The organism is Nocardioides daphniae, assembly GCF_004777465.1.
GTDB classification, from domain to species: domain Bacteria; phylum Actinomycetota; class Actinomycetes; order Propionibacteriales; family Nocardioidaceae; genus Nocardioides; species Nocardioides daphniae.
On the sequence record NZ_CP038462.1, the window covers coordinates 3,335,028 to 3,360,188 of the forward strand.

A 25,161-nucleotide genomic window follows, 5' to 3' on the forward strand; every position below is an offset into this window, starting at 1 on the left:
GGCATCGTCTGGGCGCTCACCAGCTGGCTGCAGGCCCGGATGCGGCGGCTCGGCCACACCCGCGCGATGACCGTCGGCTCACTCGTCATCGTGCTGGGACTGACGCTGCTCACCGGGGCGATCTGGTTCGAGGTGAACCCGTGGATCACCGGTGCGGTCTACGTGGTCGCCGGCGCCGGCATGGGCTTCGCCTACCCGCGCACCGGGGTCGCGATGCTGCAGGCGTCGACGGACGTCGACCGGGGCTTCAACTCGGCCGCGCTCAACGCCGCCGACTCCATGGGCGGCGCACTGTCGCTGGCCCTGGCCGGCGTGGTCTTCTCGACCGTCGAGGCAGCGGGGGTGACCCGTTCACGGCGGTCTACACGTTCGCGAGCGTGATCGCGGTGGTCAGCGTGCTCGCGGCGTCGCGGACCGCTGCGTACGGCACGCCCGACGGCGCCGCGCACTGATCACGACTCCGTGGGCACGACTCGGAAGGAAGCTCGCGGGTGACGGGGGCAGGCTGAGCGTGCCCCACGCCCGCTTGGGAAGGAGTTTCCTTCCGAGGCGCGGCGAGCCTCAGCCAGCCAGCAACCGCAGCGTCGTCTCGCGCGACGGCGTACGGTCGATCGGGTCGCCGGCCCTGGCCCCACCGATCGGCTGGACCATCACCTCGTCGACCTGGTGCAGGTAGGCGAACTCCGCGATCCGCTCACGCGCCGACGTCGGCTCGTCGATGATCCAGCTGCGGCGCATCGCGTGGACCATGTCGAGCTGCTCCATCGGGAAGCCGATCTCGACGGCCTCCTCGACGGTGCGCTGGGCGTTGAACGGGCCGCCGGTGCGCAGCGCGATCATCGACTGCATGTGCGGGGTGGCCAGCTCGAAGGCCTCGTCCTCGGTCTCGGCCACCGACGCGTTGAGCGTGAGGAAGGTCCGCGGCTCGGGGTAGGCCTCCGAGGGCTGGTAGTTGGCGCGGTAGAGCTCGAGCGCCTGGGCGGTGCCCTGCCCGAAGAAGTGGTGGGCGAAGACGTACGGGAGCCCCTGCTGGGCGGCGAGCCGGGCGGAGTAGTCCGACGACCCGAGCAGCCACATCCGCGGCACGCTCGCGGCCAGCGGCGTGGCGCGCAGGCTCTGGCGACGCGAACCGTAGGCCATCTCGACGCCTTCGGGGCGCAGCAGCATGGCGATGTCGGAGACGTACTCGGGGAAACGGTTGACCGCCTCGTCCGGCGACTCCATCTCCTGCCCGCGCAGCACGAAGCGGGTCAGCGCGTCGGTGCCCGGCGCGCGACCGATGCCGAGGTCGATCCGGCCCGGGAATGCCGCCTCGAGCAGGGCGAACTGCTCGGCGACGACGAGCGGCGAGTGGTTGGGCAGCATGACCCCGCCCGAGCCCACGGAGATCTGCTCGGTGGCCGAGGCCAGCATCGCGATCAGGACCGGCGGGTTGGTCGAGGCGACCGAGACGGTGTTGTGGTGCTCGGCGACCCAGTAGCGCCGGTAGTCCAGCTGGTCCGCGACCTGGGCGAGCGCCGTGCTCGCGCGCAGCGCCTCCCCGGTGGTCTGGCCGCTGCGGACGGGGATCAGGTCGAGGACGGAGAGCTGGGTATCGAGGTCACGCCCGCGTGAACCGCTCAGCTCGGGCGGCTATTCCGGCCGCAACGCGCGGCGTACGCCCCCACTCACCGCTCAGTCCTGCCCCAGCCCCGCGTCGCGGGCCCGGATCACCGCGTCCGTGCGGTCGGCGGCACCGATCTTGGCGAGCACGTTGGAGACATGGTTGCGCACGGTCTTGGGGCTGAGCACCAGCCGCCGAGCGATCGTCGGGTTGTCGTGGCCGCGGGCCAGCAGGTCGAGGACCTCCCGCTCGCGGTCGGTGAGCTCGGGGAAGGCGACGCGACCGCCGCCTCGACCGGAGAGCACCGCAGCCAGTGCCGCTCGGCGACGCCGGGGCCGAGGATCATCTCGCCGTGGGTCACGGCGCGCACCGCCCTCTCGAGCGCGTCCGGGGCCGCCGACTTGAGCAGGTAGCCGTGGGCGCCGGCCCGCATCGCCGCCGCCACCGAGTCCGTCGTCCTCCTGCATGGTGGGACCACCAACACCTTCAGCCCGGGATGGCGCCGCACGAGGTCGCGGGTCGCCTCGATCCCGGACCCGGCGCCGAGGTGGAGATCCATCAGGACCACGTCGACGGCGTCATCGACGACCTCCAGCGCCTCGGCGTGCGAGGCGGCCTCGGCGACCACGTCGAAGTCGGGCAGCGAGCGCAGCAGGGCCACCAGCCCGAGGCGGAAGACCGGGTGGTCGTCGACGACGGCGATCCGCACCTCAGCCACCTGCCACCTCCCTCACCGCCAGGTCGGCTCCTCGCAGCGGGAGCGTCGCGGTGACCAGTGTGCCCTCCCCGGGCGCGCTCACGACCTCGACGCGACCACCGATCTCCTCGGCCCGCTCGTGCATCGAACGGGTGCCGACGCCGGCCGCCCGGTCGGGCGCGATCCCGACCCCGTCGTCGCGCACCTCGAGACGCAGCGCCCCCTCGACGAGGCCCGCCCGCACCACGCAGTGCGTGGCGTCGGCGTGCCGCCGGACGTTGGTCACCGCCTCCACCGCAATCCCGTACGCCGTCACGGCGACCCCCGCCGGCAGCTCACCGCCCGCGTCGATCCCGGCGACCTCGACGTCGACGTCGAGCCCGTCGTGGCTGCTGCGGTGGGCCAGCTCCGCCAGGGCGGGCCCCAGGCCGAGCTCGTCGAGCACCGGTGGGAGCAGGTGTGGGAGAGCTCGCGCACGGTGTCGACCCGCTCGCCGAGCTCGGCCTGGAGGGCGTCGAGCAGCCGGGCCGCGGCCTCGGGGTCGGTGCGCAGCAGGTTCTGGACGCCCTGGACGCCGAAGCGCAGGCCGGCCAGGGAGGGGCCGAGCCCGTCGTGGATCTCGCGGCGGATCAGGCGCCGCTCGGCCAGCCGGGCGCCGGCCAGCGAGTCCCGGAGCCGGGCCACCTCCTTGGCCCCGCGGGAGACGGCGACGGCGGCGGCCAGCACGCCGGCCAGGTCGGAGAGCACGCGCCGGTCGCGGGCCGAGATCGCCTCGCCGGGGGCACGCTGACGAGGAGGTGGCCCACCACCACGCCGCGGTGCTCGAGGGTGACCTCGGCCGGGTCGAGCAGTGGGTCGGGACCGAGGCCGGGCCGCACCCAGCGGGCCAGCTCGGTCTGCCGGTCCTCGGCAACCACCCGCACCGCGGAGAGCCGCATGGCCTCGGCCAGGCTGCGGGCCAGGCCGGGCAGCAGGTCGTCGTCGTCGCGGCCGATCTCGGCGCCGAGGCGGCGCACCGCCTGAGCGGGGTCGGCCGCGAGCCCGTGGACGAGGCGCCGGACCCGGGTGGTCGCCCACAGGCGTACGGGTTGGACCGCCACGGCGACGGCACCGGCCGCCACCACCTGCGACACACCCTCTCCGGGCAGCAGCCGCCCCAGCGCGACGACGACGGCGACGTAGATCGCCAGGAGCGCGACCGCCACGATCGCCACGACGGTGGCCCGGCTGACGACCAGGTCGAGGTCCCACATCCGTCCACGCAGCACCGCGACCAGGATCGCGGCGGGGAAGACCGCCTGCGAGACGAGAGAGCAGCACCGGTGTCATCCAGACGCCGGGGTCCTCCCCGACCGGGAAGAGCAGCGGGACGAACGAGAGCGCCATCACCAGCGTCCCGAGCGCGAGCCAGCCGAGGCCGTTGCGCTCGTGCACCGGGCCGCGGCGACGGCGTACCTCCACCGCGGCGGCGGTGACCAGGCCCCACGGGATGGAGAGGACGAGCCCGACCCCGACCAGCGCCTGGAGGTCGAGGAGCCCACCCATCGTCATGCCGGCGGTGATCAGCACGCCGACGGCGACGCCGACCCGGGCCGGCCACCGCATCGGGTGGTCGCGCACCAGCCACGGCACGACCAGGAAGAGCGCCATCGTGCCCGGCACCCAGCCGGTCGAGTTGCCGCGGTCGATCAGCGCCGGGAGGTCGTCGCGCGTCAGCTGCGGATGCGCCTCCAGCCACCACGACTCGACCAGGAAGGCGAGGGCGGCGACGCCCCCACCGACGCCGGTCAACGCGGCCAGCCAGCCGACCGGGTGGCTGCGCCGCGTCAGGACGAGGTGGGCGACGGTCGAGTAGACGCAGGCGACCACCACGTCGACCAGGTAGAACCAGAGGTTCTCGTCGAGCGGCGGTCGCAGGTAGGCCAGCAGCGCCAACGAGAGCGCGGCGAGGCCCCAGCCGGTCACGGCGACTGCCGCGGCCGGCCGGGGCCTCTGCTTCCCCCGTTCGAGCGTCATGCTCGGCAACCTAGCGGCGGCCGCCGACACCTGCATCCCTTCTCCGGCGTAGGCCTCAACGTCGGTCGCCGAAGGTGAACCCGAGCGCCAGGACGAGCAGCAGCAGCGGACCGGTGAAGCCGGCTACTGCCGTGCAGCGGCGAGATGCCGAAGAGCAGCGTGATCCCGCCGAGCACGTAGCCCGTCCAGCCCATCCAGCGGGCCGCGGCCCCCTGGCGCAGCGCGGCGTGGCCGACGGCGAGACCGGTCAGGCCGGCGCCCACCCACAGCCAGTTGACGGTGCCGACCCAGTGGCCGTAGAGCGCGGCGACCTCCGGGACGACCCGCTCGGTGTCGCTCAGACCGAAGATGAACTCGGTGTTGAGCGCAGTGCCCATGAGTCCGGCCACGGCGACCAGCATCAGGCCTGCAGCGGCCACGTCGGCGACCAGGCTGCCCGGACGGGTCTGCGCGGCGAGGCGGCGTCGGAGACCGGCCGCGAAGACCGGCAGGGAGACGACCGCGACCATCGTCGCGAGGTGGAAGACGAGCAGCTGCGGGACCTGCGTGGAGAGCGTCTCGGTGATCGCCGCGGCGTCGCCGCCGTTCTCCGGGCGGTAGACGGCGTCGACCATCGAGGAGGCCTGGACGCCGACGATGCCGGCGAGACCGGCCAGGACGCCGAGTCGGGCCCAGCCGCGGCCGGGCGTCGTACGCGGGTGGTCGGCGCCTGCGGTGGTGGCAGGTGCGTCGTGGAGCGTGCTGTGCATGGTGGTGCCTTTCTGGATCTGGTGTGTTCCAGAAGGCTCACGCGCCCGGCGTCCCGGGCGGCAGGGCTCGGTGTCCCGACTTCCCGGGACGCTGCCCCCCCGTCCGGAAGCTCCCCGGACAATCGGACACCTGTCCGGGCGAGGGCAAAGAGCCCTAGATTGCCACCATGTTCAGTATCGGTCCCGCAGAGCTCGTCGTCTTCCTGCTCATCCCCATGCTCGCGCTCTGGATCTGGTGGTTCGTGATGCTCATCGAGGCGCTGCGCGTCCCCGGACACCGCTGGACCGCCGCGGGTCACAACCAGGTGCTCTACGTGGTCGGGATGTTCGTCGTCGGCTGGCTCGGGACGCTGCTCTACGTGCTGATCCCCCGCAAGGACCTGAAGGCGCGCGGCGGCACCGCTGCGGCCTGAGGCCGCCCGGTCGTACGACGCGTCCCCTCATCGATATCGGGGACCGGCGCGCGATCCGCTCCGCTGCCCCGCGCCCGACGCCTACGGTCCGGCGCATGAACTCCAGCCTGCTCTCCCTGCTCATCGTCCTGCTGCTCGCCGTGATCGTCGGGCTCGCCATGGCCCTGGTCGAGAACCTGTCGGCCAGCCGCGACTGAGCAGGCGCCCGCGACGGAAGACACTGCACCCCGCTCGGCAAGCCGAACGGGGTGCGGTGGACGGGCAGGTCAGAGCGCCCTGGTCAGAGCGCCCATGTCAGAGTGCGGAGATCAGCTCCGGCTCGGTCTTCTCCCGGACCTCTTCCTCAGTCACGCCGGGGGCGAGCTCGACGAGCACCAGGCCCTCGGGGGTGATGTCGATGACGGCGAGGTCGGTGATGATCCGCTGGATCACCTTCTTGCCGGTGTAGGGCAGCGAGCACTCGTCGACGATCTTGTAGGAGCGGTCACGCGCGACGTGCTCCATCAGCACGATGACCCGCTTGGCGCCGTGCACCAGGTCCATCGCCCCGCCCATGCCCTTGACCATCTTGCCGGGGATCATCCAGTTGGCGATGTCGCCGGCCTTCGAGACCTGCATGGCGCCCAGGATGGCGGCGTCGATCTTGCCGCCGCGGATCATCCCGAAGCTGGTCGCAGAGTCGAAGAACGACGCGCCCCGGCGGACCGTGACGGTCTCCTTGCCTGCGTTGATCAGGTCCGGGTCCTCCTCGCCCTCGAGCGGGTAGGCGCCCACGCCGAGGATGCCGTTCTCCGACTGGAGCACCAGCTCGACGTCGTCCGGGACGTAGTTGGGCACCAGCGTCGGCAGGCCGATGCCGAGGTTGACGTACTGGCCGTCGCTCAGCTCGGCGGCGGCGCGGGCCGCCATCTCTTCACGCGTCCACGCCATCTCAGGCCTCCTGTCCGGTGCGCGGGGTGACCGTGCGCTTCTCGATCCGCTTTCCGCGGCCTGCTCGGGGGTCAGCGCGACGACGCGCTGGACGTACACGCCCGGGGTGTGGATGTCGTTGGGGTCGAGCTCGCCGGGCTCGACGAGCTCCTCGACCTCGGCGATCGTGATCTTTCCGCACATCGCCGCGAGCGGGTTGAAGTTGCGGGCGGAGTCGCGGAAGACGAGGTTGCCGTGGCGGTCGCCCTTCCAGGCGCGCACCAGGCCGAAGTCGGCGACCAGCGCCTCCTCCATCACGTACTCCTGGCCGTTGAACTCGCGCGTCTCCTTCTTCGGGGAGGCGACTGCGACGTTGCCGTCGGCGTCGTAGCGCCACGGCAGACCGCCCTCGGCGATCTGGGTGCCGACGCCGGTGACGGTGAAGAAGGCGGGGATGCCGGAGCCGCCGGCGCGCATGCGCTCGGCGAGCGTGCCCTGCGGGGTCAGCTCGACCTCGAGCTCTCCGGAGAGGTACTGGCGCGCGAACTCCTTGTTCTCCCCGACGTAGGAGGAGACCATCCGACGGATCCGCTTCTCCATGAGCAGCTTGCCCAGGCCCCAGTCGTCGACGCCGCAGTTGTTCGAGAACGCCTCGATGTCAGTCACGCCGGCCTCGAGCAGGGCGTCGATCAGCACTGCGGGGATGCCGCAGAGTCCGAATCCGCCGACCGAGAGCTTCGCGCCGGACGGGATGTCCGCGACTGCCTCGGCGGCGCTGGCCACCACCTTGTCCATTCGGAGCTTCCTTCCTTGCCGGGAGTCCGCGCCGACGCGGGCTCCGCACCTCCTCGATTCCAACGGAGGGGCGTCGTGGCGTCAATCGAAGGCCATCCAGCTGACGCGAATCTCTCGTCCTGCGACACATAGTGACGTGTAGCGTTCACTCAATGAACACTCCGGCCGACGTCGTCGGACGCGTCTCCGCGCTGCTGCGCGCGGTGGCCGCCGCCGAGCCGTCGGGCGCGCGTACGACCGAGCTCGCCCGCACCGTCGGGCTCGCCCGTCCCACCGCGCACCGCCTGCTCAGCCAGCTCGCCGAGGCCGGGCTCGCCGACCGTGACGCCGAGAGCGGCCGCTGGCTGCTCGGCCCCGAGCTCTTCTTCATGGGCAACGCGGCCAAGGCCCGGTACGACGTCACCGCGCTCGCCCAGCCCGTCGTGCGGCGGCTGTCGCAGCTGACCGGCGAGAGCGCCTTCTTCTCCGCCCGCCGCGGCGACGAGACCATCTGCCTGCTGCGCGAGGACGGTTCGTTCCCGATCCGCTCGCACGTGCTGCACGAAGGCATCCGCTTCCCGCTCGGCGTCGCCTCCGCCGGCCTGGCCGTGCTGTCGTTCCTGCCCGACGCCGAGGTCGAGGACCACCTGGCCCGGGTCGACCTGGGCACCGACTTCGGCCCGACGCACACGGCCGACGCGGTGCGCGCACGGATCGCCACCACCCGCGAGGAGGGGTGGGCCACCAACCCGGGCCTGATCATCGAGGGCTCGTGGGGGATGGGCGCCGCCGTCTTCGACGCCGCCGAGCGCCCGGCGTGGGCGCTGAGCCTGACCGGCATCGAGCAGCGCTTCACTCCTGCACGGCGTCGTGAGCTCGGCCCGTTGCTGTTGCGCGAGGCACACGCGCTGTCGATCGCCTTGTCCCGCCACTAGGTTGGGCGACGTGGAGACCAAGACCAAGAATTCCCCCGACTGGTCCGGCGTGCAGCTGCACGTCGTCACCGGCAAGGGCGGCACCGGGAAGTCGACGGTGGCCGCCGCCCTCGCCCTGGCGCTCGCCTCGTCGGGGCGCACCGTCCTGCTCTGCGAGGTCGAGGGACGCCAGGGCATCGCCCGGATGTTCGACGTCGACCCGCTCCCCTACGCCGAGACCCGGATCGCCCGAGGCTTGGCCGACGAGGAGGGCCGCGCCGGCACGGTGCACGCGCTGCACATCGACGCCGAGTCGGCCCTGCTGGAGTACCTGGCGATGTACTACAAGCTCGGTCGCGCCGGGAAGGCGCTGGAGAGGTTCGGCGTCATGGAGTTCGCCACCACGGTGGCCCCGGGCGTACGCGACGTGCTGCTGACCGGCAAGGTCTTCGAGGCCGTGCAGCGCAACAGCCGCCACAAGGGCGCGCTCACCTACGACGCCGTCGTGCTCGACGCCCCGCCCACCGGGCGGATCGCCCAGTTCCTCAACGTCAACGGCGAGCTCGCCGGGCTGGCCAAGGTCGGGCCGATCCGCGGCCAGGCCGACAAGGTGATGACGCTCTTCCGCTCCGGGCGCACGGCGATCCACCTGGTCACCCTGCTCGAGGAGATGCCGGTGACCGAGACGGTCGACGGGATCGCCGAGCTGCACGACGTCGACCTGCCGGTCGGCGCGATCGTCGCCAACCTCGTACGACCGCAGGAGCTCGACGACGACCTGCTCACGCACGCCGCCTCCGGGACCCTCGACGGCGACGCGGTGGCTCGGGGCCTCTCCACGGCCGGGTTGGAGCCCGACCCGGCCCTGGTCGACACCCTCCTCGCCCAGGGCCGCGACCACGCCCTGCGCCTCGAGCTCGAGGCCACCCAGCGCCAGGTCGTCGAGGGGGTCGGGGTGCCGACGTACGCCCTCCCCCAGCTCGTCGACGGCGTCGACCTCGGCGGGCTCTACGAGCTCGCCGCCCTCCTCAAGGACCAGGGGCTCGGACGATGACCCGCACCCGCGTCGGACCGCTCGCCAGCACGGCCCACGCCGCGCCCGCCCTCGACGTCGACGCCCTGGTCGACGACCGCGACATCGGGATCGTCGTCTGCTGCGGCTCCGGCGGCGTCGGCAAGACGACCACGGCCGCCAGCCTCGCGCTGCGCGCGGCCGAGCGAGGCCGCAAGGTCGTGGTGCTGACCATCGACCCGGCCCGCCGGCTCGCGCAGTCGATGGGCATCGAGAAGCTCGACAACACCCCCCGGCCGGTGCCGGACGTGGGCGGCGAGGGCTCGCTCGACGCGATGATGCTGGACATGAAGCGCACCTTCGACGAGGTGGTGCTCTCGCAGGCCTCGCCGGAGAAGGCGCAACAGATCCTCTCCAACCCCTTCTACGTCGCGCTGTCGAGCTCGTTCGCGGGCACGCAGGAATACATGGCGATGGAGAAGCTCGGCCAGATCCACCGTCAGGCGCAGAAGGACGGCAGCTACGACCTGATCGTGGTCGACACCCCGCCGTCGCGCTCGGCCCTGGACTTCCTCGACGCGCCGGAGCGGCTCTCGAGCTTCCTTGACGGTCGCTTCATCCGGATCCTGCTGGCCCCGGCCAAGGGCCCGGCTCGCTTCATGACCGCCGGGCTCGGCATCGTGACCGCTGCCCTCAACCGGGTGCTGGGCGGGCAGGTGCTGAATGACATGCAGGTATTCATCGCCGCCTTCGACACGCTCTTCGGCGGTTTCCGGGCGCGGGCGGAGAAGACGTACGCCCTGCTCCAGGCCGACGGGACGGCCTTCCTGGTGATCGCCGCGCCCGAGGAGGACGCGCTGCGGGAGGCGGCGTACTTCGTCGAGCGGCTCAACGAGGACGAGATGCCGCTGGCCGGGCTGGTCGTCAACCGTGCGGCGCGCGAGAGCGACGGCGACCTGACCGCGGACGAGGCGGGGGCCGCGGCGGCGCGCCTGTCGCGTACGCGCCGTCTCCCGACAACGACCTCACCGCCGGCCTGCTGCGCCTGCACGCGCGCCGCCTGCGGCTGGTGGAGCGGGAGGGCCGCGTACGCCGTCGCTTCGCCGCGGCCCACCCGACGGTGCCGACCGTGGTGGTCCCGGCGTTGCCGACCGACGTCCATGACCTCGAGGGCCTACGCCAGATCGGGGAGCTGCTCGCCGAGGGGTGAGCTCCCCTTGACGCGGGCGTCCCGCCCCTGAAATGCCAGACGCCCCCGGCCCTTTCGGGTGGCCGGGGACGTCCGTGGTCCGGCAGCGCTGCCTGCCCCTGGGAATGGACCGAGGGGGGTCAGCGTCGGGTCAGAGCTGCAGGCTCTGGACCCCCGTACGTGCGTGGTCCTCGCGAGCGGACTCGAGGACGGTGCGCCACGAGGCACCCGGGCGACGGCGGAGCAGCGCGCGGCGCTCACGCTCGGTCATGCCGCCCCAGACGCCCCACTCGATCTGGTTGTCGAGAGCCTCCGCCAGGCACTCGGTACGGACGGAGCAGCCGTTGCAGAGCTGCTTCGCCTTGTTCTGCTCAGCGCCCCGGACGAACAGCTGGTCCGGTGACGAGTCCTTGCAAGCCGCCTTTGACGACCAGTCCTCAACCCACATGTCTCTCTCCCCAAAAGATCCTCAATATGGTGGTGGACATCCCCACGACTCCGACTCACCATTGATGCTGCATTAACAAAGGTATGGACCAGCCTGGCGCAGGGACAGACACCTTTAGCCCAGATCGCATAGTCACGTGTGACTAGTCACTAATGACTACATCGGGTGGGGGACGACCAGGGCCGAGACCGTGAAAACTCCGGCAGAAGCCCCACGCAGGCGTGGAAAGTGTGATGGGGTGTCCTCCGCGACTCACGTAGGCTGACCCTCATGTCCACGCCTGACCACTCGCCGAGTCGCAAGCGCCGCATCGCCCAGCACCTGGGGATCATGGCCGCCGTCTCCACCGCCCTCGGAGTCCTGGCTGCCGGCATGGTCATGCCGTTCGCCTTCGTCGCCAGCTCGATGGCCACCGACGTCTCCGAGCAGATGGAGGACCTCCCGGCCGAGCTCGACTTCAAGCCGCTCGCCCAGAAGACCAACGTCTACTCGGCGAAGGGTGACCTGATCGCCTCGTTCTACGACGAGAACAGGGTCACGGTCACCCTCAACCAGATCTCCAAGCCGATGGTGCAGGCCATCCTGGCGATCGAGGACTACCGCTTCTACGAGCACGGCGCGCTCGACCTCAAGGGCACCCTGCGCGCCCTCATCAGCAACCAGGCCGCCGACAACGTGGTCCAGGGTGGCTCCTCGATCACCCAGCAGATGGTGAAGCTGACCCTGGTCGACCAGGCGAAGGACGACCCGGAGGCCCGCGCCGCGGCCACCGACGACACGTACGAGCGCAAGCTGCGCGAGCTGCGCTACGCGATCGCGTTCGAGCAGAAGTACTCCAAGGACTGGATCCTGGAGCGCTACCTCAACATCGCCTACTTCGGCGACGGTGCCTACGGCGTCCAGGCCGCAGCCAAGCGCTACTTCAACAAGAACGCCAAGAAGCTGACGGTCAAGGAGGCCGCGCTGCTGGCGGGCATGGTGAAGAACCCGGTCGGCTACGACCCGGTCAACTACCCCGACCGCGCCAAGGCGCGTCGCAACGTGGTGCTCGCCCGGATGGCCCAGCTCAACGTGATCCCCGCCGAGCAGGCCGAGCGCCTGCAGGAGAAGGGTCTCGGTCTCGACCGCCAGCCCGCCGCCAACGGCTGCGTGAACTCCCCCGCCGCGTTCTTCTGCGACTACGTCTACCGCTACCTCCTCGAGGACAAGGCGCTGGGCAAGACCAAGGAGGAGCGTCGCGACCTGCTCCGCTCCGGCGGCCTGACGATCAAGACGACCGTCGACCTCAACTTCCAGAAGGCGGCCGACGAGTCGGTACGCCGTCGCGTCTTCCCCACCGACCAGGCGATCGGCGGCCTGGCCATGGTCGAGCCGCGCACCGGTGACGTGAAGGCGCTGGCCCAGTCGCGTCCGATGGGCACCAAGAAGAAGATCGGGCAGACGATGCTCAACTACGTCGTCCCGAAGCGGCTGGGTGACTCCAACGGTTTCCAGGCCGGCTCGACCTTCAAGGTCTTCGTGCTCGCAGCCGCGCTCAACCAGGGCAAGATCTCGATGACGCAGTCGATCAACTCGCCCCCGAAGATGATGTTCAACGAGAGTGAGTTCGAGGACTGCGACGGGGAGCCCTACGGCTACGCGCCCTTCGAGACGAACAACTCCACCCGGTCCGGGCCCATGAACATGTACACGGGCACCCGGCTCTCGGTGAACACCTACTTCCTGCAGCTGACGAGGTCGACCGGCCTCTGCGAGCCGTACGAGCTCGCCAAGGAGATGGGCATCGAGCTCACCAACCCCGAGGGCAAGGAGCCCGGCGGCGGCCTGCCCGAGCGGGTGCCCACCTTCGGGCTCGGCATCGCGGACACCAGCCCGCTCGAGGTCGCGGAGGCGTACGCGACCTTCGGCGGCCGCGGCCTGCACTGCGCCGCGCGGCCGGTCACCTCCATCGAGGACGCCGCCGGCAACGTGCTGAAGAACTACCCCAAGGACTGCACCCAGGTGCTGGCCGGCTCCGTCGCCGACGCGGTCAACGACGTGCTGCGCGGCGTCCAGGAGCCCGGCGGCTTCGGCTACGGCCGCGGCCTGGCTCTGCCGCAGCAGTCGGCTGGCAAGACCGGAACCACCAGCGACAACAAGGCCGTGTGGTTCGCGGGCTACACGCCCAACCTGGCGGCCGCCTCGATGATCGCCGGCGCCAACTCCTACGGCACCCCGATCACCCTCAACGGCCAGTCGGTCGGCGGCGCCTACGTCAGCTCCGCCTCCGGCTCCGGCACCGCCGGACCGATGTGGGGCGACGCGATGAAGGTGGTCGCCCAGTACCTGCCCGACGAGGAGTTCCAGCGGCCCTCCGGATCCCAGATCCTGGGTGCCCTCACCCCGGTGCCCTCGGTCAGCGGGATGACCATCGACAAGGCCACCAAGGTCCTCGAGGACGCCGGCTTCGAGGTCTCCGTCGGCGGCACGGTCAACTCCAACGTGAGCGAGGGCCTCGTCGCCTGGTCGTCGCCGGGCAGCGGCTCCTCGCTGAGCAGCGGCGACACGGTCTACATCTACCCGTCGTCAGGCTACGTGCCGAAGTCCAAGCCGAAGCCGAAGAAGAAGCCGCGCGGCGAAGGCCGGGGCCGCGGCCGCGGCGGGCCCAACCGCCGCTGAGGCACTTGCGTACGAGAACGGGTACCGAGGATGACCTCGGTGCCCGTTCTGCGTCTGTCTCGCCCCGCGGGTGGGTGGCTCAGCCGAGCTGGCGACGCACCTCGGCGGCGACGGCGCCACCGTCGGCGCGGCCCTTCACCTGCGGCGTCACGACACCCATGACCTTGCCCATCGCCTTCATCCCGTCGGCGGCGGCGCCAGTCTGCTCGATGGCGGCAGCGACGATCGCGGAGACCTCCTCGGCGGTGAGCGGGGTCGGGAGGTAGTCGGCGATGACCTCGGCCTCGGCCTTCTCCTTGGCCGCCATCTCGTCGCGCCCCGCCTCCGCGAAGGCGGCGTGCGCCTCGCGGCGCTTCTTCGCCTCGCTCGTCAGCACGGTCAGCACGTCGTCGTCGCTGAGCTCCTTGGCCTGCTTGCCGGCGACCTCGGCGTTGGTGATCGCGGTCAGCACCATGCGCAGCGTCGAGGAACGCACCTCGTCGCGGGCCTTGATGGCGGCGGTCAGGTCACTGCGGAGACGGTCCTTCAGCTCACTCATGGGACCAGTGTGTCAGGCATTGCCTGCTCCGGCACCGGGGCCGCCGCCCCCTTGTGCGGGGTTCGCCGACGTCATCGGTCGTCACGCCACGCACGGCTGGAAGGATCTTTCCCATGACCCGATCCCTTCGCTCCCGGGCGACCACCCGGCCGCGCGGGGCGGCCCTGCTGACCGGGCTGGTGCTCCTGGCAGGCTGCAGCTCACTCCAGGACGATGCCGACGAGCAGGCGGCGCAGCTGGCCGACGGCCCGCTGCTGTCGGGTCTGGAGCGCGAGATGCAGACGGCGGGAGCCACGACCGAGGAGGAGCGCGGCGCCGCGGCCGAAGCGTGGCTCTCCACACCGGCCCCGGCCATCACGGAGAGTCACGGCGGATCGACGTGGGTGGTGCGTGAGCGGGAAGGAGCGTCGGTGACGGTCGCCGTCTACCAGTACTGGGAGTCCGGGAGCTTCTTCCCACCCGACCAGGGAGAAGCCGCCTGGGGCCTGGCGTGCCGGGAGTACGAGGTGGCCCCCCAGGTCACGGCGCGCTCCATCCCCTGCCCCGAGGGGACCCCCGCCGCTCCGTGACCTGAGGACGCCGCCGTGTGACACGCTGTGACGCGTGAACGCACTCACCGCACTGGGACGCACCGCCGGCCTCGGCCTGATCGCCGGCAGTACGTTGGCGGCGTACGCAGCCTGGGAGGCCCGCCAGTACACGCTGCGGGAGGTCACGGTGCCGCTGCTGCCCGCAGGCCACGAGCCACTGCGGGTGCTCCACCTCTCCGACATCCACATGACCCCAGCCCAGCGCGCCAAGCAGGAGTGGCTGGCCTCGCTCGCCGACCTCGATCCTGACCTGGTGATCAACACCGGCGACAACCTGGCCCACCGGCACGCGGTGCCGCACGTGGTCGAGTCGCTGGCGGGGCTGCTGACCCATCCGGGGGCCTACGTGATGGGCTCCAACGACTACTTCGCGCCCACCATGCGCAACCCGTTCGCCTACCTGCTCCCCGACCGCGGCAAGCGGCACACGTCGACGCCGCACCTGCCGTGGCCCGAGCTCAAGCAGGCCTTCGACGGCGGTGGCTGGCTCGACCTGGGCAACGGGTTCGGGTCGCTGACGGTGAAGGGCACCCGGATCGCCTTCGCCGGCGTCGACGACCCGCACCTGGGCTACGACGAGCTCGACCGCGTCGCGGGGCCTGCGGACGCGACCTCCGACGTACGCCTGGCCGTGGTGCACGCGCCCTACCTGCGGGTGCTCGACGCATTCGCCCGTGACGGCTACGACGCGATCATCGCGGGCCACACGCACGGGGGGCAGGTCTGCCTGCCGACGGTCGACGGGCGAGGTCGAGCACTCACCACCAACTGCGACCTCGAGCCGGCGCGCGCCAAGGGGCTGCACCGCCATCCCGCCGGGTCGAAGCCCGGGGAGGCGGGGTCGAGCTGGCTGCACGTCTCGGCCGGCGTGGGCACCAACCCGTACGTCCGGTTCCGCGTCGCCTGCCGCCCCGAGGCGACGCTGATGACCCTCGTCCCGAAGGCGTGACCCGATTTAGTACCGCTGCGCCCCCTCGGCTATGCTCACTTCGTTCGTGAGTGCCCGGAGCAATCCATCAGGTGCTCACGATCGGGCTGTGGCGCAGCTTGGTAGCGCGCCTCGTTCGGGACGAGGAGGCCGCAGGTTCAAATCCTGTCAGCCCGACAGTTTCTCCCCGGATCCTTCTGGATCCGGGGAGTTCTGCATTTACGGCTTCCCCACGGGGCGTTCCCGCCCTCCACGCTTTAGTCGAGTATGTTGGTGTATATACGCGACACAAGGAGTGGTCATGGAGGTGCCGTCCCGTCTTGCTGCGCTCGTCGGCCTGGTCGCGACCGGTGTCCTGGCGCTCACCGAGCAGTTCGACGCGGTGCCCACCGCCCTCGCCGCGAGCGCAGGGGCGTGGTGGATCCTGCGCGGGACGCCCGCCTGAGCCCGGATGTACGAACGCCTGCCCCGGAGGCCGGGACAGGCGTTCGAGTGGCTCTCAGAGCCAGCGCGTCACTTCTGGACGAGCAGCTCCGCGATCTGCACGGTGTTGAGGGCAGCGCCCTTGCGCAGGTTGTCGTTGCTGATGAAGAGCGCCAGGCCGCGGTTGCCGTCGACGCCCTCGTCCTGACGGATGCGACCGACGTACGACGGGTCCTTGCCCGCCGCCTTCCGCGGCGTCGGGATCTCCTCCAGCTGCACGCCCGGGGCGTCGGCCAGCAGCTCGCGGGCCTTCTCCGGGGTCAGCTCGGCCTCGAACTCGGCGTTGACCGCGAGCGAGTGGCCGCTGAAGACCGGGACGCGCACGCAGATGCCGGAGACCTTGAGGTCGGGGATGCCGAGGATCTTGCGGGACTCGTTGCGGAGCTTCTGCTCCTCGTCGGTCTCGTTGAGGCCGTCGTCGACGATCGAGCCGGCCAGCGGCAGCACGTTGTAGGCGATGGACTCGACGTAGGGCGCGGGCTCGCCGAGCGGGACGGCGGTGCCGTCGTACGCCAGCGGGCGCGGGTCCTCGATCGCCTCGACGCCCGAGGCGAGCGCCTCGACACCGGCGACGCCGGAGCCGGAGACGGCCTGGTACGTCGACACGACGAGGCGCTTGAGGCCTGCGGCGTCGTGCAGCACCTTGAGGATCGGCATGGCCGCCATGGTGGTGCAGTTGGGTTGGCGATGATGCCGCGGCCCGCCTCGACCACGCCGGCAAACGCCTCGGGGTTGACCTCGGAGACGACCAGCGGGATCTCGGGGTCCTTGCGGAAGGCCGAGGAGTTGTCGACGACGATCACGCCGGCGTCGACGAAGCGCTGGGCCTGGGCCCGCGAGGTTGTGGCGCCGGCCGAGAACAGCGCGATGTCGAGCCCGGTCGGGTCGGCGGTCGCGACGTCCTCGACGACGACGTCCTTGCCCTGGAACTGCAGCACCTTGCCCGCCGAGCGGGCCGAGGCGAAGAAGCGGACCTCGGTCGCGGGGAAGTTCCGCTCCTCGAGGATCTGGCGCATCGCGACGCCCACCTGGCCGGTGGCGCCGACGATCCCGATCGCAGTCATCGGCCGGTACCTCCGTAGACCACGGCCTCGACCTCGTCGGCGTCGAGGCCGAACGCGGTGTGGGTCGCCTGCACGGCGTTGTCGACGTCGGCGGAGTCGACGATGACCGAGATGCGGATCTCCGACGTGGAGATCATCTCGATGTTGATGCCGGCGCTGGCCAGCGACGCGAAGAACTTGGCGGTCACGCCCGGGTAGGAGCGCATGCCGGCGCCGATCAGCGAGACCTTGCCGATCTGGTCGTCGAAGAGCAGCTTCTCGTAGCCGATCTGGGACTCGACCTTCGCCAGGGCGCCCATGGCGGTCTGGCCGTCCTCGCGCGGCAGCGTGAAGGAGATGTCGGTCAGGCCGGTGGCGGCGGCGGAGATGTTCTGCACGACCATGTCGATGTTGACGCCGGCGTCGGCGAGCGCCTCGAAGATGCGCGCGGCCTCGCCGACCTTGTCGGGCACGCCGACGACGGTGATCTTGGCTTCGCTGCGGTCGTGGGCGACGCCGGAGATGATGGCCTGTTCCATGGTTGCCTCGTTCTCGCTGGGGGTCGGCAGGATCCAGGTGCCTTCCTTCGTGGAGAAGGAGGAGCGCACGTGGACGGGCATGTTGAAGCGGCGCGCGTACTCGACGCACCGCAGGTGGAGGATCTTGGCGCCGGAGGCAGCCATCTCCAGCATCTCCTCGTAGGAGACGCTGTCGAGCTTCTTGGCGGTCGGGACGATGCGCGGGTCGGCGGTGAAGACACCGTCGACGTCGGAGTAGATCTCGCAGACGTCGGCGCCGAGGGCGGCGGCGAGCGCGACCGCGGTGGTGTCCGAGGCACCGCGACCCAGCGTGGTCACGTCCTTGGTGTCCTGGGAGACGCCCTGGAAGCCCGCGACGATGGCGATGGAGCCCTCGTCGATAGCGGCTTGGATGCGGCCCGGCGTGATGTCGATGATCTTCGCCTTGCCGTGCTCGGCGGTGGTGATCACGCCAGCCTGCGACCCGGTGAACGACTGCGCCTTGTGGCCGAGCTGGGCGATCGCCATCGCGACCAGGGCCATCGAGATGCGCTCGCCGGCGGTGAGCAGCATGTCGAGCTCACGCGGCGGCGGGAGCGGGCTCACCTCCTCGGCGAGGTCACGCAGCTCGTCCGTGGTGTCACCCATGGCCGAGACCACGACGACGACGTCGTTGCCGGCCTTCTTGGTGTTGACGATCCGCTGGGCGACCCGCTTGATGCCGGCTGCGTCAGCGACGGAGGAGCCCCCGTACTTCTGCACGACGATGCCCACGGAGTTACCACCTTGCTTGTTGGCTGGGGAATGCCGACGCGGCGCGCCGACGCCGGCAAGTCTAATCGGGGGTGTCGGCACCGCTGACGAGGATCTCATCGGCCACCGCGACGGCCTCCTCGTCGATGGGGTCCTCCACGTCGAGGCGGGCGTGCTGCACGACCGACCAGAGGGCGTTGAGCGCCGCACCGGCCAGGTTGCCCCACGAGGAGACGTACGAGAACTGCCACCACCACAGGGCCTCGACGAGGTCGCCGCGCCGGTAGTGGCGCAGGCCGTTCTCCAGGTCGGTGGCGATGCTCGCGACGTCGTCGGAGAGCTGGCTCTCGACGACCTCGGGCGAGTACGGGTCGAAGACGAACGAGTACGTGTCGACCGGACCCAGCGCCAGGGCGAGGGCGCGGCGCAGCTCGTCGACGTCCCCTCCATCCCGACGTCGGGCTGGTGCTCGGCCACCGGGCGGAAGTCCATCTGGGCGCCCAGCCGCGCGCCGGCCAAGGAGATCTGCGCCATCTCGAGCAGCAGGATCGGGATCGCCCGACCGCTGTCGCCCTCGTGGGCCACCGCGTTGACCGCGATCAGGAACGACTCGACCTGGTCGGCGATCTGACCTGCGAAGACCTCCAGGTCGGCGTCGACGACCGTGGGCACCACGGCCCCGGTCGGCTCAGCTTCCAGCGTCATCTGCAGCCCTCCGTCCGGCGAACGCCCTGCCCAAGGTGACCTCGTCGGCGTACTCGAGGTCGCCACCTACCGGCAGTCCACTCGCCAGACGCGTCACGCGCAACCCCAGGGGCTTCAGCATGCGTGTGAGGTAGGTCGCGGTGGCCTCGCCCTCGAGGTTCGGGTCGGTCGCGAGGATGACCTCGGTGACGGTGCCGTCGGCCAGGCGCATCATCAGCTCACGCACGTGCAGCTGCTCGGGGCCGATGCCGTCGATGGGCGAGATCGCCCCGCCCAGCACGTGGTAACGCCCCTTGAACTCGCGGGTGCGCTCGATGGCGACGACGTCCTTGTACTCCTCGACGCAGCACAGCACCGTCGGGTCACGCCGCGGGTCGCGGCAGATGCGGCATTGCGCGTCCTCGGAGACGTTGAAGCAGATCGAGCAGAACTTGACCTTCTCCTTGACCTCGATGAGCACGTCGGCGAGCCGCTTCACGTCCTCCGGGTCGTTCTGGAGGATGTGGAACGCGATGCGCTGCGCGCTCTTGGGACCGACACCGGGGAGCCTGCCGAGCTCGTCGATGAGGTCCTGGACGACACCTTCGTACAAGTTGTGTCCCTGCCCGGGTCAGCCGAGGCCGGGGAAGCCGCCGGCGATGGGGCCCATGACGGCCGTCGCCTCCGCCTCCGCCTTCGCCTTGGCGTCGCGGTAGGCGGCGACCAGCAGGTCACCGAGGTCCTCGAGGTCCTCGGTGGACGAGCCGTCGAAGGTGCCGGGGGTGATCTGCACCGAGGTGAGCTCGCCGGCGCCGGAGACCTGGACCTTCACGCCTCCGGACTCGCCGGGGAACTGGGCGGCGCGCAGGCGGGCCTGCGCGTCCTCCATCTGGCTCTGCAGCTGCTGCGCCTGGGCGAGCAGGGCGTTCATGTCGAAACCGCCGCCGCCGGCTCCGCCGAGGGCGTCGAAGGGGTTCTCGCTCATGTTCAGTCCTCTTGTCGTGTCTCTGGTTCCGGCCACGTCGGCCGGAGGGTGGGTGCGGTGCGGGTCTACTGGTGCCGGATCTCTTCGATGACCCGGGCGCCCAGGGTGCGCTTGAGCAGCTCGGCGCCGTCCATCTCCTGGGTCTCCGCGTCCGGGTCGTCGCGGCTGACGGCGGCGTCGGCCAGGGCCCGGTCGTCGTCGCGCTTGGGCATCTCGCCGCTACGAGTCTGCTGGATGGCCTCACGCGCTGCCTGGACGGACTGGCGGTCGACGGGCGGCTGCGGGTTGGCGGGCGGGCGGTCGTACGTCTCCGGTGGCGGCGGACCGTCGTCGTCGGGCGGGTCCATCGGCGGGGGCGGCTCGTAGCCGTCGTCGTTGCCGCGGTCGGCCTGCTGCTTCGGCTGCGCCTGCTCGGGCTGGCGCTGCTCGGGCTGGCGCTGCTCGGGCTGGCGCTGCTCGGGCTGGCGCTGCTCGGGCTGGGCGGCAGGCTTCACCGCGGGGGTGGTGACGTTGTACGCCGGCCCTGCTCCCCCGGGGACCGCGCCGGGGTCGACGACGGCGTCGATGTTCCACGCGACGCCGATGACGTCGATCGCGGCCTCGCGGACGACCAGGTCGCTGCCGCCCTTGACGAACGACTCACGCGCTCCGGCGTTGTTGAAGCCGAGGGTGAGGGTGTTGCCGTCGACGCCGGTGACCTGGGCGTTCTGGGTGAGCAGCATCCAGGCGAGCCGGCGGCGGCTGCGGACCGCGTCGACCACGTCGGGCCAGAGCCGTCGGACGTCGACCAGGGTCAGGCCGCCCGCCGGGGCACCGGGCGGGTTGGTCGGCGTGGTCGGGGACTGGGTCGACGACTGGGCAGGCGGCTGAGTCGGCGGCTGAGCGGGCTGCGGGGCTGACCCGGGGGCACCCCAACCGGCAGGCTCCTGCGCTGCGGGTGCCGCGGGAGCGGCCGGCGTGGCCTCACGGGACGGCTGGGTCTCCTGGGTCGGAGCCGGCTGGGTCTCCTGGGTCGGAGCCGGCTGGGTCTCCTGGGTCGGAGCCGGCTGGGTCTCCTGGGTCGGAGCCGGCTGGGTGGGAGCCGGCCGGGCCGGAGCGGACGGGGCAGCCTGCTGCGGCGCGGCCGCCTGCGCTGCCTGTCGGGCTGCCTGCTGGGGCGACAGCTGCGGCGCCTGCTGGGCCACCGGCTGACCCGCAGGCTGACCCGCCGCAGGGGCGGAGTGACCGGACGGGACGGCGCCGATGGCGAACCGCTTCTCCATCCGGTCGAGGCGCGCCTGCACGCCGTCGGCACTGTGGTCGGCGCCGGGCAGCAGCACCCGGGCGCAGATGAGCTCGAGGAGGAGGCGCGGCGAGATGGCGCCCTTCATGTCCATCAGGCCGGCAGCGACGAGGTCGGCGGCGCGCGACAGGTCGGAGCCGCCGAACCGGGCAGCCTGGGCCCCCAGGCGCTCGCCCTGGTCCTGGGAGACGTCGATCAGGCCGGTCGTCGGGGCGTCGGGCACGGCGGCCACGATGACGAGGTCGCGGAGGCGACGCAGGAGGTCCTCGGCGAAGCGGCGCGGGTCCTGGCCGGACTCGATGACCTTGTCGACGACACCGAAGACCGCGGCCCCGTCGGAGGCGGCGAAGGCGTCGACGATCTCGTCGAGCAGCGTGTCCGGGGTGAAGCCGAGCAGGGCGACCGCCAGCTGGTGGGTCACCCCCTCGGGACCGGCACCACCGATCAGCTGGTCGAGCACGCTGAGGGTGTCGCGCGCCGACCCCGCGCCGGCACGGACGACCAGCGGCACGGCGGCCGGCTCGATCTGGACGCCCTCGCGGGCGCACAGGTCGGCGATGTGGTCCGACAGCATCCGCGGCGGGATCAGGCGGAACGGGTAGTGGTGCGTGCGCGACCGGATGGTCGGGATGACCTTCTCCGGCTCGGTCGTCGCGAAGATGAAGCGCAGGTGCGGCGGCGGCTCCTCCACCAGCTTCAGCAGGGCGTTGAAGCCCTGGTTCGAGACCATGTGGGCCTCGTCGATGATGTAGATCTTGAAGCGGTCGCGCACCGGCGCGAAGAACGCCTTCTCCCGCAGGTCACGCGCGTCCTCGACGCCACCGTGGGAGGCCGCGTCGATCTCGATCACGTCGATGGAGCCGCCCCCGCCGGTGGCCAGGTCGCGGCACGAGTCGCACTCGCCGCAGGGCTCGGCGGTGGGCGCCTGCGCGCAGTTGAGCGTACGAGCGAGGATGCGCGCCGACGTCGTCTTGCCGCAGCCGCGTGGCCCGGAGAAGAGGTAGGCGTGGTTGACCCGGTCGTTCGCCAAGGCGTTGCGCAGCGGCTGCGTGACGTGGTCCTGGCCGATGACCTGGGAGAACGTCTCGGGCCGGTAGCGGCGATAGAGAGCGAGCGGTGAGTCCACGTCTGAACCCTAACCACCCGCACCGACGATTCCGCACCGCGTGGGGAGATCGGTGACCAGAGTGAGAGGAGAAACGCAAAGGCCCCCCGTGCACCCGACAGAGCCCACCTGCCCTTGCTGCCTTCCGGCCCTGGGGGATTCAGTGAGATGCCGCCGCACGGGGGGTTGTCGGGGAGTCTAGGACAGTGAGGGTGACGGCCACAAAGTGAGAGCCGTCCAGCCGTTGCCGAGGGCCGTTCCCACGCGTGGTGCAGGGCGATTTCCGGGCCGGGGGGAGGTACGGGTAACCTCTCCGGCGGAGGTATCGCCTAGTGGCCTATGGCGCTCGCTTGGAAAGCGGGTTGGGTTAACGCCCTCGGGGGTTCGAATCCCCCTACCTCCGCCACAGCAGCATCGACAGGACGCCGGCTCGCCCACGCGAGCCGGCGTCCTGCGTTTCCGGTGTCGCCACCGTCACCGTCCCGCGAGCGCCGGCGCCGGAGGGTGGCCCGGCTCTCCCGAGGACGGAGCTCCTTGGCGCACGGCGTCGACGACGACCGGCGCGGCCCACACGACGCAGGCCATGAGGACGCCGGTCAGCACGCCCGCGCCCGGCGCCGGGCCCTGGGGACGTGCGTACGCCCGTGCCCGGCCGAAGAGTGAGGCCGCCGCATGGTTCCGGATCCACCGGTGGGCGGCGAGCTCCTCCGCCCGCGTCACCACGTGAACCACCGGTCCCACCACAGCGCAGCGGTCACGGTGAGCGGCAGCACGACCACCAGGACCATCTCCGCGGCGTCCCCGCACCATCCCCACCACGCCCCGGCACCCGCTCGCTCGCGGGCTCCACCCGTCAGGGCAGTGGCCAGGCAAACGGCCACCGCGGCACCGAGCGCGACGGCCAGGACCCAAGGGACCCAGTCCGGACGGGCGAGCACGACGTGCAGCACCAGCCACGCCGAGGTCAGGAGCGCACTGGCGAGGCCAGCGGCCACCATCGCGGCGGTGCGCTGGTGCCGCAGCCGGAGCAGCCGCACGGCACCGAGGACGAGGAGGGCGCCGACCGGCAGCGCGCCGCCGCCCACGGCGTACGGCACGAGCGCCAGTAGCAGGAGGCTGCCGGCCAGGTGCAGGGCGAGGACCAGGCGGTGCGCCGTGAGGATGTCGACGTCCAACCGTTCCACGTCGATCGTCGACTCCGGCTCGCCCCGGTTGCGGGCCACGGTGGCGCCGACCGTGAGGGCCGGGACCGCCGTCGAGACGAGCGTGGCTCCGGCGAGCACCACCAGCAGCACCTCCCACCGCGGCACCCCCACGGGGACGGTCAACGCTCCGGCCGCGGTCCACACCGCGACGGCGACGAGGGGCGGGAGGTGCAGTGGCCAGTACGCGCCGTGCACGAGGAGCGCGACGAGGCCGACCGCGCCGGCCGCCAGCGCGGCGACCACCCCCACGTCGCCGGCACCGAGCCCCAGCACGAGCGCCCCGGAACGTCCCACCGACGAGGCGCAGGCCACCGCCAGCCAGGCCGTCGTGACCGCGCCCCAGGTCGGGCCGTCGCGTCCGACGTACGCCGCCACGGCAAGGACCCCGAGCGTCCCTGACGAGGCCACGGCCACGAGGAGCGGAGGGAGCGGCGCGGTGGACAGGACCGCCACCACCAGCCCGGCGAGGACCAGTGGTGCGACGACGCGGGCACGTGCCGCAGCCCCGTCGCTCCACGACGGCAGCACCACCCGCGCACGCTCGTGGACCGCCTCGATCAGGTCGTCACGCAGGACGGCGGGCTGGTGCTCCTGGGCGTGCGCCACGGTCAGGACGTCACCGTCGACGACGTCCTGACCGTGCAGCCCCCGCTCCGGGTCGAGCCGCCTCCCGGCCGCCGTCACCAGGACGGTGCGCGCGTGGTCGTGCCGCCACCCGAGCCCGCGCAGCACCTCGGGGAGGAACTCCCACAGGGCCACCTCGGCCGGCAGGCTGACGTCGAGTCGACGGCGCTGGGCCGTGACCTGAACCCGGAGCAGGGACGGGGTCGCCACGGTCAGCCGAAGCGTCGGGAACCGCGAAGGTCCGCGGCCCGGTAGGCCTCGTTGGCCTCGGTGACCCCGACCGAGAAGTCACGCAGCAGCGTGACCATCTCGACCATGGCTGCGTCCCACTGGCGCTGGGCGAGCACGTAGCTCTCCTGCGCGGACCCGCCCCAGCTGGAGCGCAGCGGCGCGAGCTCCGACTCCAGCTGGTCGAGGCGCCCCTCGATCCGGACGGCTGCCTGGACGAGGTCGCGGCTCGCCTCGTCGAGCTGACCGTGGTCGACCTGGATTCCGCTGAACATGTCGTCTCCCCTCAACCCAGCCGGCTGATCAGCCGCTGGGTGGCGTCGGCCTGTGCGGTGTCGGTGGCGACCGCGTCGCGACCGGTCTCCTCCAGCGCGGCGGAGAGGCCGTCGAGTGCCCCCACGACCCGCTGCTGCTTGTCCTGCCACGCGCGGTGCAGCCGCTCGAACGCGCGCGCACCGTCGCCCTTCCAGCTGCTCTCCAAGGCCTCGATCTGCCCCGCCAGCTGCTGGCTGAGGGTGGCCACGTCGGAGCGCGCCTGCGTCACGGCATCGGCGGCGGCGGCCAGCACCCCCTCTCCGACGACGAGGTCTCCATGGCTCAACTGACTCATCCGTTCCTCCCCTGGTCCGAGACTGCGGCGACGGTCGTCCCCGCCCCGAGCACCTTTCCGACCGGTCAGGGGCCGGCGCCACCGTCGCGGAGCAGAAGGGCGAAATCTGTGGAGAACGACGTTCCCGGGCGCCACTTCCCGTCCACAGGAGCCGGCGGACGACGTTGCTCACAGGAGCGACCCGCGACCTCGGCAGGGCATGC

General features: G+C 71.5%; 26 protein-coding genes, 2 tRNA genes, 1 other RNA gene and 4 pseudogenes. 11 read left to right on the forward strand and 22 right to left on the reverse strand.

What is annotated here, in order from left to right; translation table 11 throughout:
* Positions 1-561: 561 nt before the first annotated feature.
* From E2C04_RS16405 to E2C04_RS18885, 6 genes and pseudogenes are all read right to left on the reverse strand, one after another.
* Complete coding sequence (locus E2C04_RS16405) at positions 562-1,623, reverse strand: LLM class flavin-dependent oxidoreductase (RefSeq protein ID WP_135833422.1); 1,062 nt, start codon at positions 1,621-1,623, stop codon at positions 562-564.
* Between the two features lie 51 nt (positions 1,624-1,674).
* Complete coding sequence (locus E2C04_RS20375) at positions 1,675-2,070, reverse strand: response regulator transcription factor (protein ID WP_238694532.1); 396 nt, start codon at positions 2,068-2,070, stop codon at positions 1,675-1,677.
* Positions 2,031-2,321 (reverse strand): annotated as a pseudogene (locus tag E2C04_RS20380) (response regulator); the annotation flags it as partial. The pseudogene E2C04_RS20380 and the gene E2C04_RS20375, both read right to left, overlap by 40 nt.
* A complete protein-coding gene (locus E2C04_RS21690; RefSeq protein WP_338088789.1) occupies positions 2,314-2,616 on the reverse strand; it encodes a sensor histidine kinase in 303 nt (100 codons plus the stop codon). The gene E2C04_RS21690 and the pseudogene E2C04_RS20380, both read right to left, overlap by 8 nt.
* Positions 2,613-2,984 carry a histidine kinase gene (locus E2C04_RS18880; protein ID WP_202977817.1) on the reverse strand — a complete coding sequence of 124 codons (372 nt, stop codon included), beginning with the start codon at positions 2,982-2,984 and terminating at the stop codon, positions 2,613-2,615. Before E2C04_RS18880 ends, E2C04_RS21690 begins: the two co-directional genes overlap by 4 nt.
* On the reverse strand, positions 2,930-3,568 hold the full coding sequence (locus E2C04_RS18885; RefSeq protein WP_202977818.1) for a hypothetical protein: 639 nt from the start codon (positions 3,566-3,568) through the stop codon (positions 2,930-2,932). Before E2C04_RS18885 ends, E2C04_RS18880 begins: the two co-directional genes overlap by 55 nt.
* A gap of 281 nt (positions 3,569-3,849) precedes the next feature.
* Here E2C04_RS18885 and E2C04_RS18890 point away from each other — a divergent pair, with 281 nt between their 5' ends.
* Entirely contained in the window at positions 3,850-4,155 is a 306-nt protein-coding gene (locus E2C04_RS18890) for a hypothetical protein (protein ID WP_202977819.1), read from the forward strand.
* Between the two features lie 157 nt (positions 4,156-4,312).
* Here the strand turns inward: E2C04_RS18890 and E2C04_RS16420 are convergent, their stop codons facing one another.
* On the reverse strand, positions 4,313-5,065 hold the full coding sequence (locus E2C04_RS16420) for a hypothetical protein (RefSeq protein ID WP_202977820.1): 753 nt from the start codon (positions 5,063-5,065) through the stop codon (positions 4,313-4,315).
* Positions 5,066-5,232: 167 nt separating this feature from the next.
* Here E2C04_RS16420 and E2C04_RS16425 point away from each other — a divergent pair, with 167 nt between their 5' ends.
* Positions 5,233-5,478, forward strand: a complete 246-nt coding sequence (locus E2C04_RS16425) for a hypothetical protein (protein WP_135833423.1) — start codon at positions 5,233-5,235, stop codon at positions 5,476-5,478.
* 294 nt (positions 5,479-5,772) lie between these two features.
* Here the strand turns inward: E2C04_RS16425 and E2C04_RS21695 are convergent, their stop codons facing one another.
* Complete coding sequence (locus E2C04_RS21695; protein ID WP_188421029.1) at positions 5,773-6,408, reverse strand: 3-oxoacid CoA-transferase subunit B; 636 nt, start codon at positions 6,406-6,408, stop codon at positions 5,773-5,775.
* Between the two features lie 132 nt (positions 6,409-6,540).
* Positions 6,541-7,182: pseudogene (locus E2C04_RS21700) on the reverse strand (CoA transferase subunit A); the annotation flags it as partial.
* A 152-nt stretch (positions 7,183-7,334) separates the two neighbouring features.
* Between E2C04_RS21700 and E2C04_RS16435 the strand changes: the two are divergent.
* The 3 genes from E2C04_RS16435 to E2C04_RS16445 are packed head-to-tail and all read left to right on the forward strand — an operon-like array spanning position 7,335 to position 10,328.
* Positions 7,335-8,096 (forward strand): IclR family transcriptional regulator, encoded by a 762-nt coding sequence (locus E2C04_RS16435; protein WP_135833425.1) that lies wholly within the window; start codon positions 7,335-7,337, stop codon positions 8,094-8,096.
* A gap of 10 nt (positions 8,097-8,106) precedes the next feature.
* The gene (bagA, locus tag E2C04_RS16440; protein ID WP_188421025.1) at positions 8,107-9,129 is read left to right on the forward strand and encodes an ATPase BagA; all 1,023 of its coding nucleotides are present in this window, start codon (positions 8,107-8,109) and stop codon (positions 9,127-9,129) included.
* On the forward strand, positions 9,126-10,328 hold the full coding sequence (locus E2C04_RS16445; RefSeq protein ID WP_338088790.1) for an ArsA family ATPase: 1,203 nt from the start codon (positions 9,126-9,128) through the stop codon (positions 10,326-10,328). The genes bagA and E2C04_RS16445 overlap by 4 nt, the downstream gene beginning before the upstream one ends.
* Before the next feature lie 99 nt (positions 10,329-10,427).
* On the opposite strand, the gene E2C04_RS16450 is transcribed toward E2C04_RS16445, so the two are convergent.
* Positions 10,428-10,724, reverse strand: a complete 297-nt coding sequence (locus E2C04_RS16450; protein ID WP_135833426.1) for a WhiB family transcriptional regulator — start codon at positions 10,722-10,724, stop codon at positions 10,428-10,430.
* 270 nt (positions 10,725-10,994) lie between these two features.
* Between E2C04_RS16450 and E2C04_RS16455 the strand changes: the two genes are divergently transcribed.
* Complete coding sequence (locus E2C04_RS16455; RefSeq protein WP_158630736.1) at positions 10,995-13,382, forward strand: penicillin-binding protein; 2,388 nt, start codon at positions 10,995-10,997, stop codon at positions 13,380-13,382.
* A 79-nt stretch (positions 13,383-13,461) separates the two neighbouring features.
* Here the strand turns inward: E2C04_RS16455 and E2C04_RS16460 are convergent, their stop codons facing one another.
* A complete protein-coding gene (locus E2C04_RS16460; protein ID WP_135833427.1) occupies positions 13,462-13,920 on the reverse strand; it encodes a GatB/YqeY domain-containing protein in 459 nt (152 codons plus the stop codon).
* A gap of 113 nt (positions 13,921-14,033) precedes the next feature.
* Between E2C04_RS16460 and E2C04_RS16465 the strand changes: the two genes are divergently transcribed.
* The 4 genes from E2C04_RS16465 (at position 14,034) to E2C04_RS17890 (ending at position 15,883) form a co-directional block, all read left to right on the forward strand.
* The gene (locus tag E2C04_RS16465) at positions 14,034-14,489 is read left to right on the forward strand and encodes a hypothetical protein (RefSeq protein ID WP_135833428.1); all 456 of its coding nucleotides are present in this window, start codon (positions 14,034-14,036) and stop codon (positions 14,487-14,489) included.
* 34 nt (positions 14,490-14,523) lie between these two features.
* Positions 14,524-15,459 carry a metallophosphoesterase gene (locus tag E2C04_RS16470; protein WP_135833429.1) on the forward strand — a complete coding sequence of 312 codons (936 nt, stop codon included), beginning with the start codon at positions 14,524-14,526 and terminating at the stop codon, positions 15,457-15,459.
* Between the two features lie 82 nt (positions 15,460-15,541).
* A tRNA-Pro gene (locus E2C04_RS16475) sits at positions 15,542-15,615 on the forward strand.
* Between the two features lie 124 nt (positions 15,616-15,739).
* Positions 15,740-15,883, forward strand: coding sequence for a hypothetical protein (locus E2C04_RS17890; RefSeq protein WP_158630737.1), 144 nt, complete (start codon positions 15,740-15,742; stop codon positions 15,881-15,883).
* A gap of 68 nt (positions 15,884-15,951) precedes the next feature.
* On the opposite strand, the pseudogene E2C04_RS16480 reads toward E2C04_RS17890, so the two are convergent.
* From E2C04_RS16480 to ffs, 7 genes and pseudogenes are all read right to left on the reverse strand, one after another.
* Positions 15,952-16,985: pseudogene (locus E2C04_RS16480) on the reverse strand (aspartate-semialdehyde dehydrogenase).
* The gene (locus tag E2C04_RS16485; RefSeq protein ID WP_135833430.1) at positions 16,982-18,256 is read right to left on the reverse strand and encodes an aspartate kinase; all 1,275 of its coding nucleotides are present in this window, start codon (positions 18,254-18,256) and stop codon (positions 16,982-16,984) included. Before E2C04_RS16485 ends, E2C04_RS16480 begins: the two are co-directional and overlap by 4 nt.
* Before the next feature lie 211 nt (positions 18,257-18,467).
* Positions 18,468-18,940: pseudogene (locus E2C04_RS22435) on the reverse strand (DUF5063 domain-containing protein); the annotation flags it as partial.
* Positions 18,924-19,532, reverse strand: coding sequence for a recombination mediator RecR (recR, locus tag E2C04_RS16495; protein WP_135833431.1), 609 nt, complete (start codon positions 19,530-19,532; stop codon positions 18,924-18,926). The pseudogene E2C04_RS22435 and the gene recR, both read right to left, overlap by 17 nt.
* Positions 19,533-19,550: 18 nt before the next feature.
* Positions 19,551-19,904 (reverse strand): YbaB/EbfC family nucleoid-associated protein, encoded by a 354-nt coding sequence (locus E2C04_RS16500; protein WP_135833432.1) that lies wholly within the window; start codon positions 19,902-19,904, stop codon positions 19,551-19,553.
* Between the two features lie 65 nt (positions 19,905-19,969).
* Positions 19,970-22,312: a DNA polymerase III subunit gamma and tau gene (locus tag E2C04_RS16505; protein ID WP_135833433.1), complete on the reverse strand. Its 2,343-nt coding sequence runs from the start codon at positions 22,310-22,312 to the stop codon at positions 19,970-19,972.
* Positions 22,313-22,389: 77 nt separating this feature from the next.
* Positions 22,390-22,479, reverse strand: an RNA gene (ffs, locus tag E2C04_RS16510) — signal recognition particle sRNA small type.
* Positions 22,480-22,609: 130 nt separating this feature from the next.
* Here ffs and E2C04_RS16515 point away from each other — a divergent pair.
* Positions 22,610-22,697: transfer RNA gene (locus E2C04_RS16515), tRNA-Ser, on the forward strand.
* A 68-nt stretch (positions 22,698-22,765) separates the two neighbouring features.
* Here E2C04_RS16515 and E2C04_RS16520 read toward each other — a convergent pair.
* Genes E2C04_RS16520 through E2C04_RS16535 form a run of 4 tightly spaced genes read right to left on the reverse strand, consistent with a single transcriptional unit; the run spans position 22,766 to position 24,958 of the window.
* Positions 22,766-23,011: a hypothetical protein gene (locus E2C04_RS16520; RefSeq protein WP_135833434.1), complete on the reverse strand. Its 246-nt coding sequence runs from the start codon at positions 23,009-23,011 to the stop codon at positions 22,766-22,768.
* A complete protein-coding gene (locus E2C04_RS16525) occupies positions 23,008-24,330 on the reverse strand; it encodes an EsaB/YukD family protein (RefSeq protein ID WP_135833435.1) in 1,323 nt (440 codons plus the stop codon). The genes E2C04_RS16520 and E2C04_RS16525 overlap by 4 nt, the downstream gene beginning before the upstream one ends.
* A gap of 2 nt (positions 24,331-24,332) precedes the next feature.
* Positions 24,333-24,623 (reverse strand): WXG100 family type VII secretion target, encoded by a 291-nt coding sequence (locus E2C04_RS16530; RefSeq protein ID WP_135833436.1) that lies wholly within the window; start codon positions 24,621-24,623, stop codon positions 24,333-24,335.
* Between the two features lie 11 nt (positions 24,624-24,634).
* On the reverse strand, positions 24,635-24,958 hold the full coding sequence (locus E2C04_RS16535; RefSeq protein ID WP_135833437.1) for a WXG100 family type VII secretion target: 324 nt from the start codon (positions 24,956-24,958) through the stop codon (positions 24,635-24,637).
* Positions 24,959-25,161 lie beyond the last annotated feature (203 nt).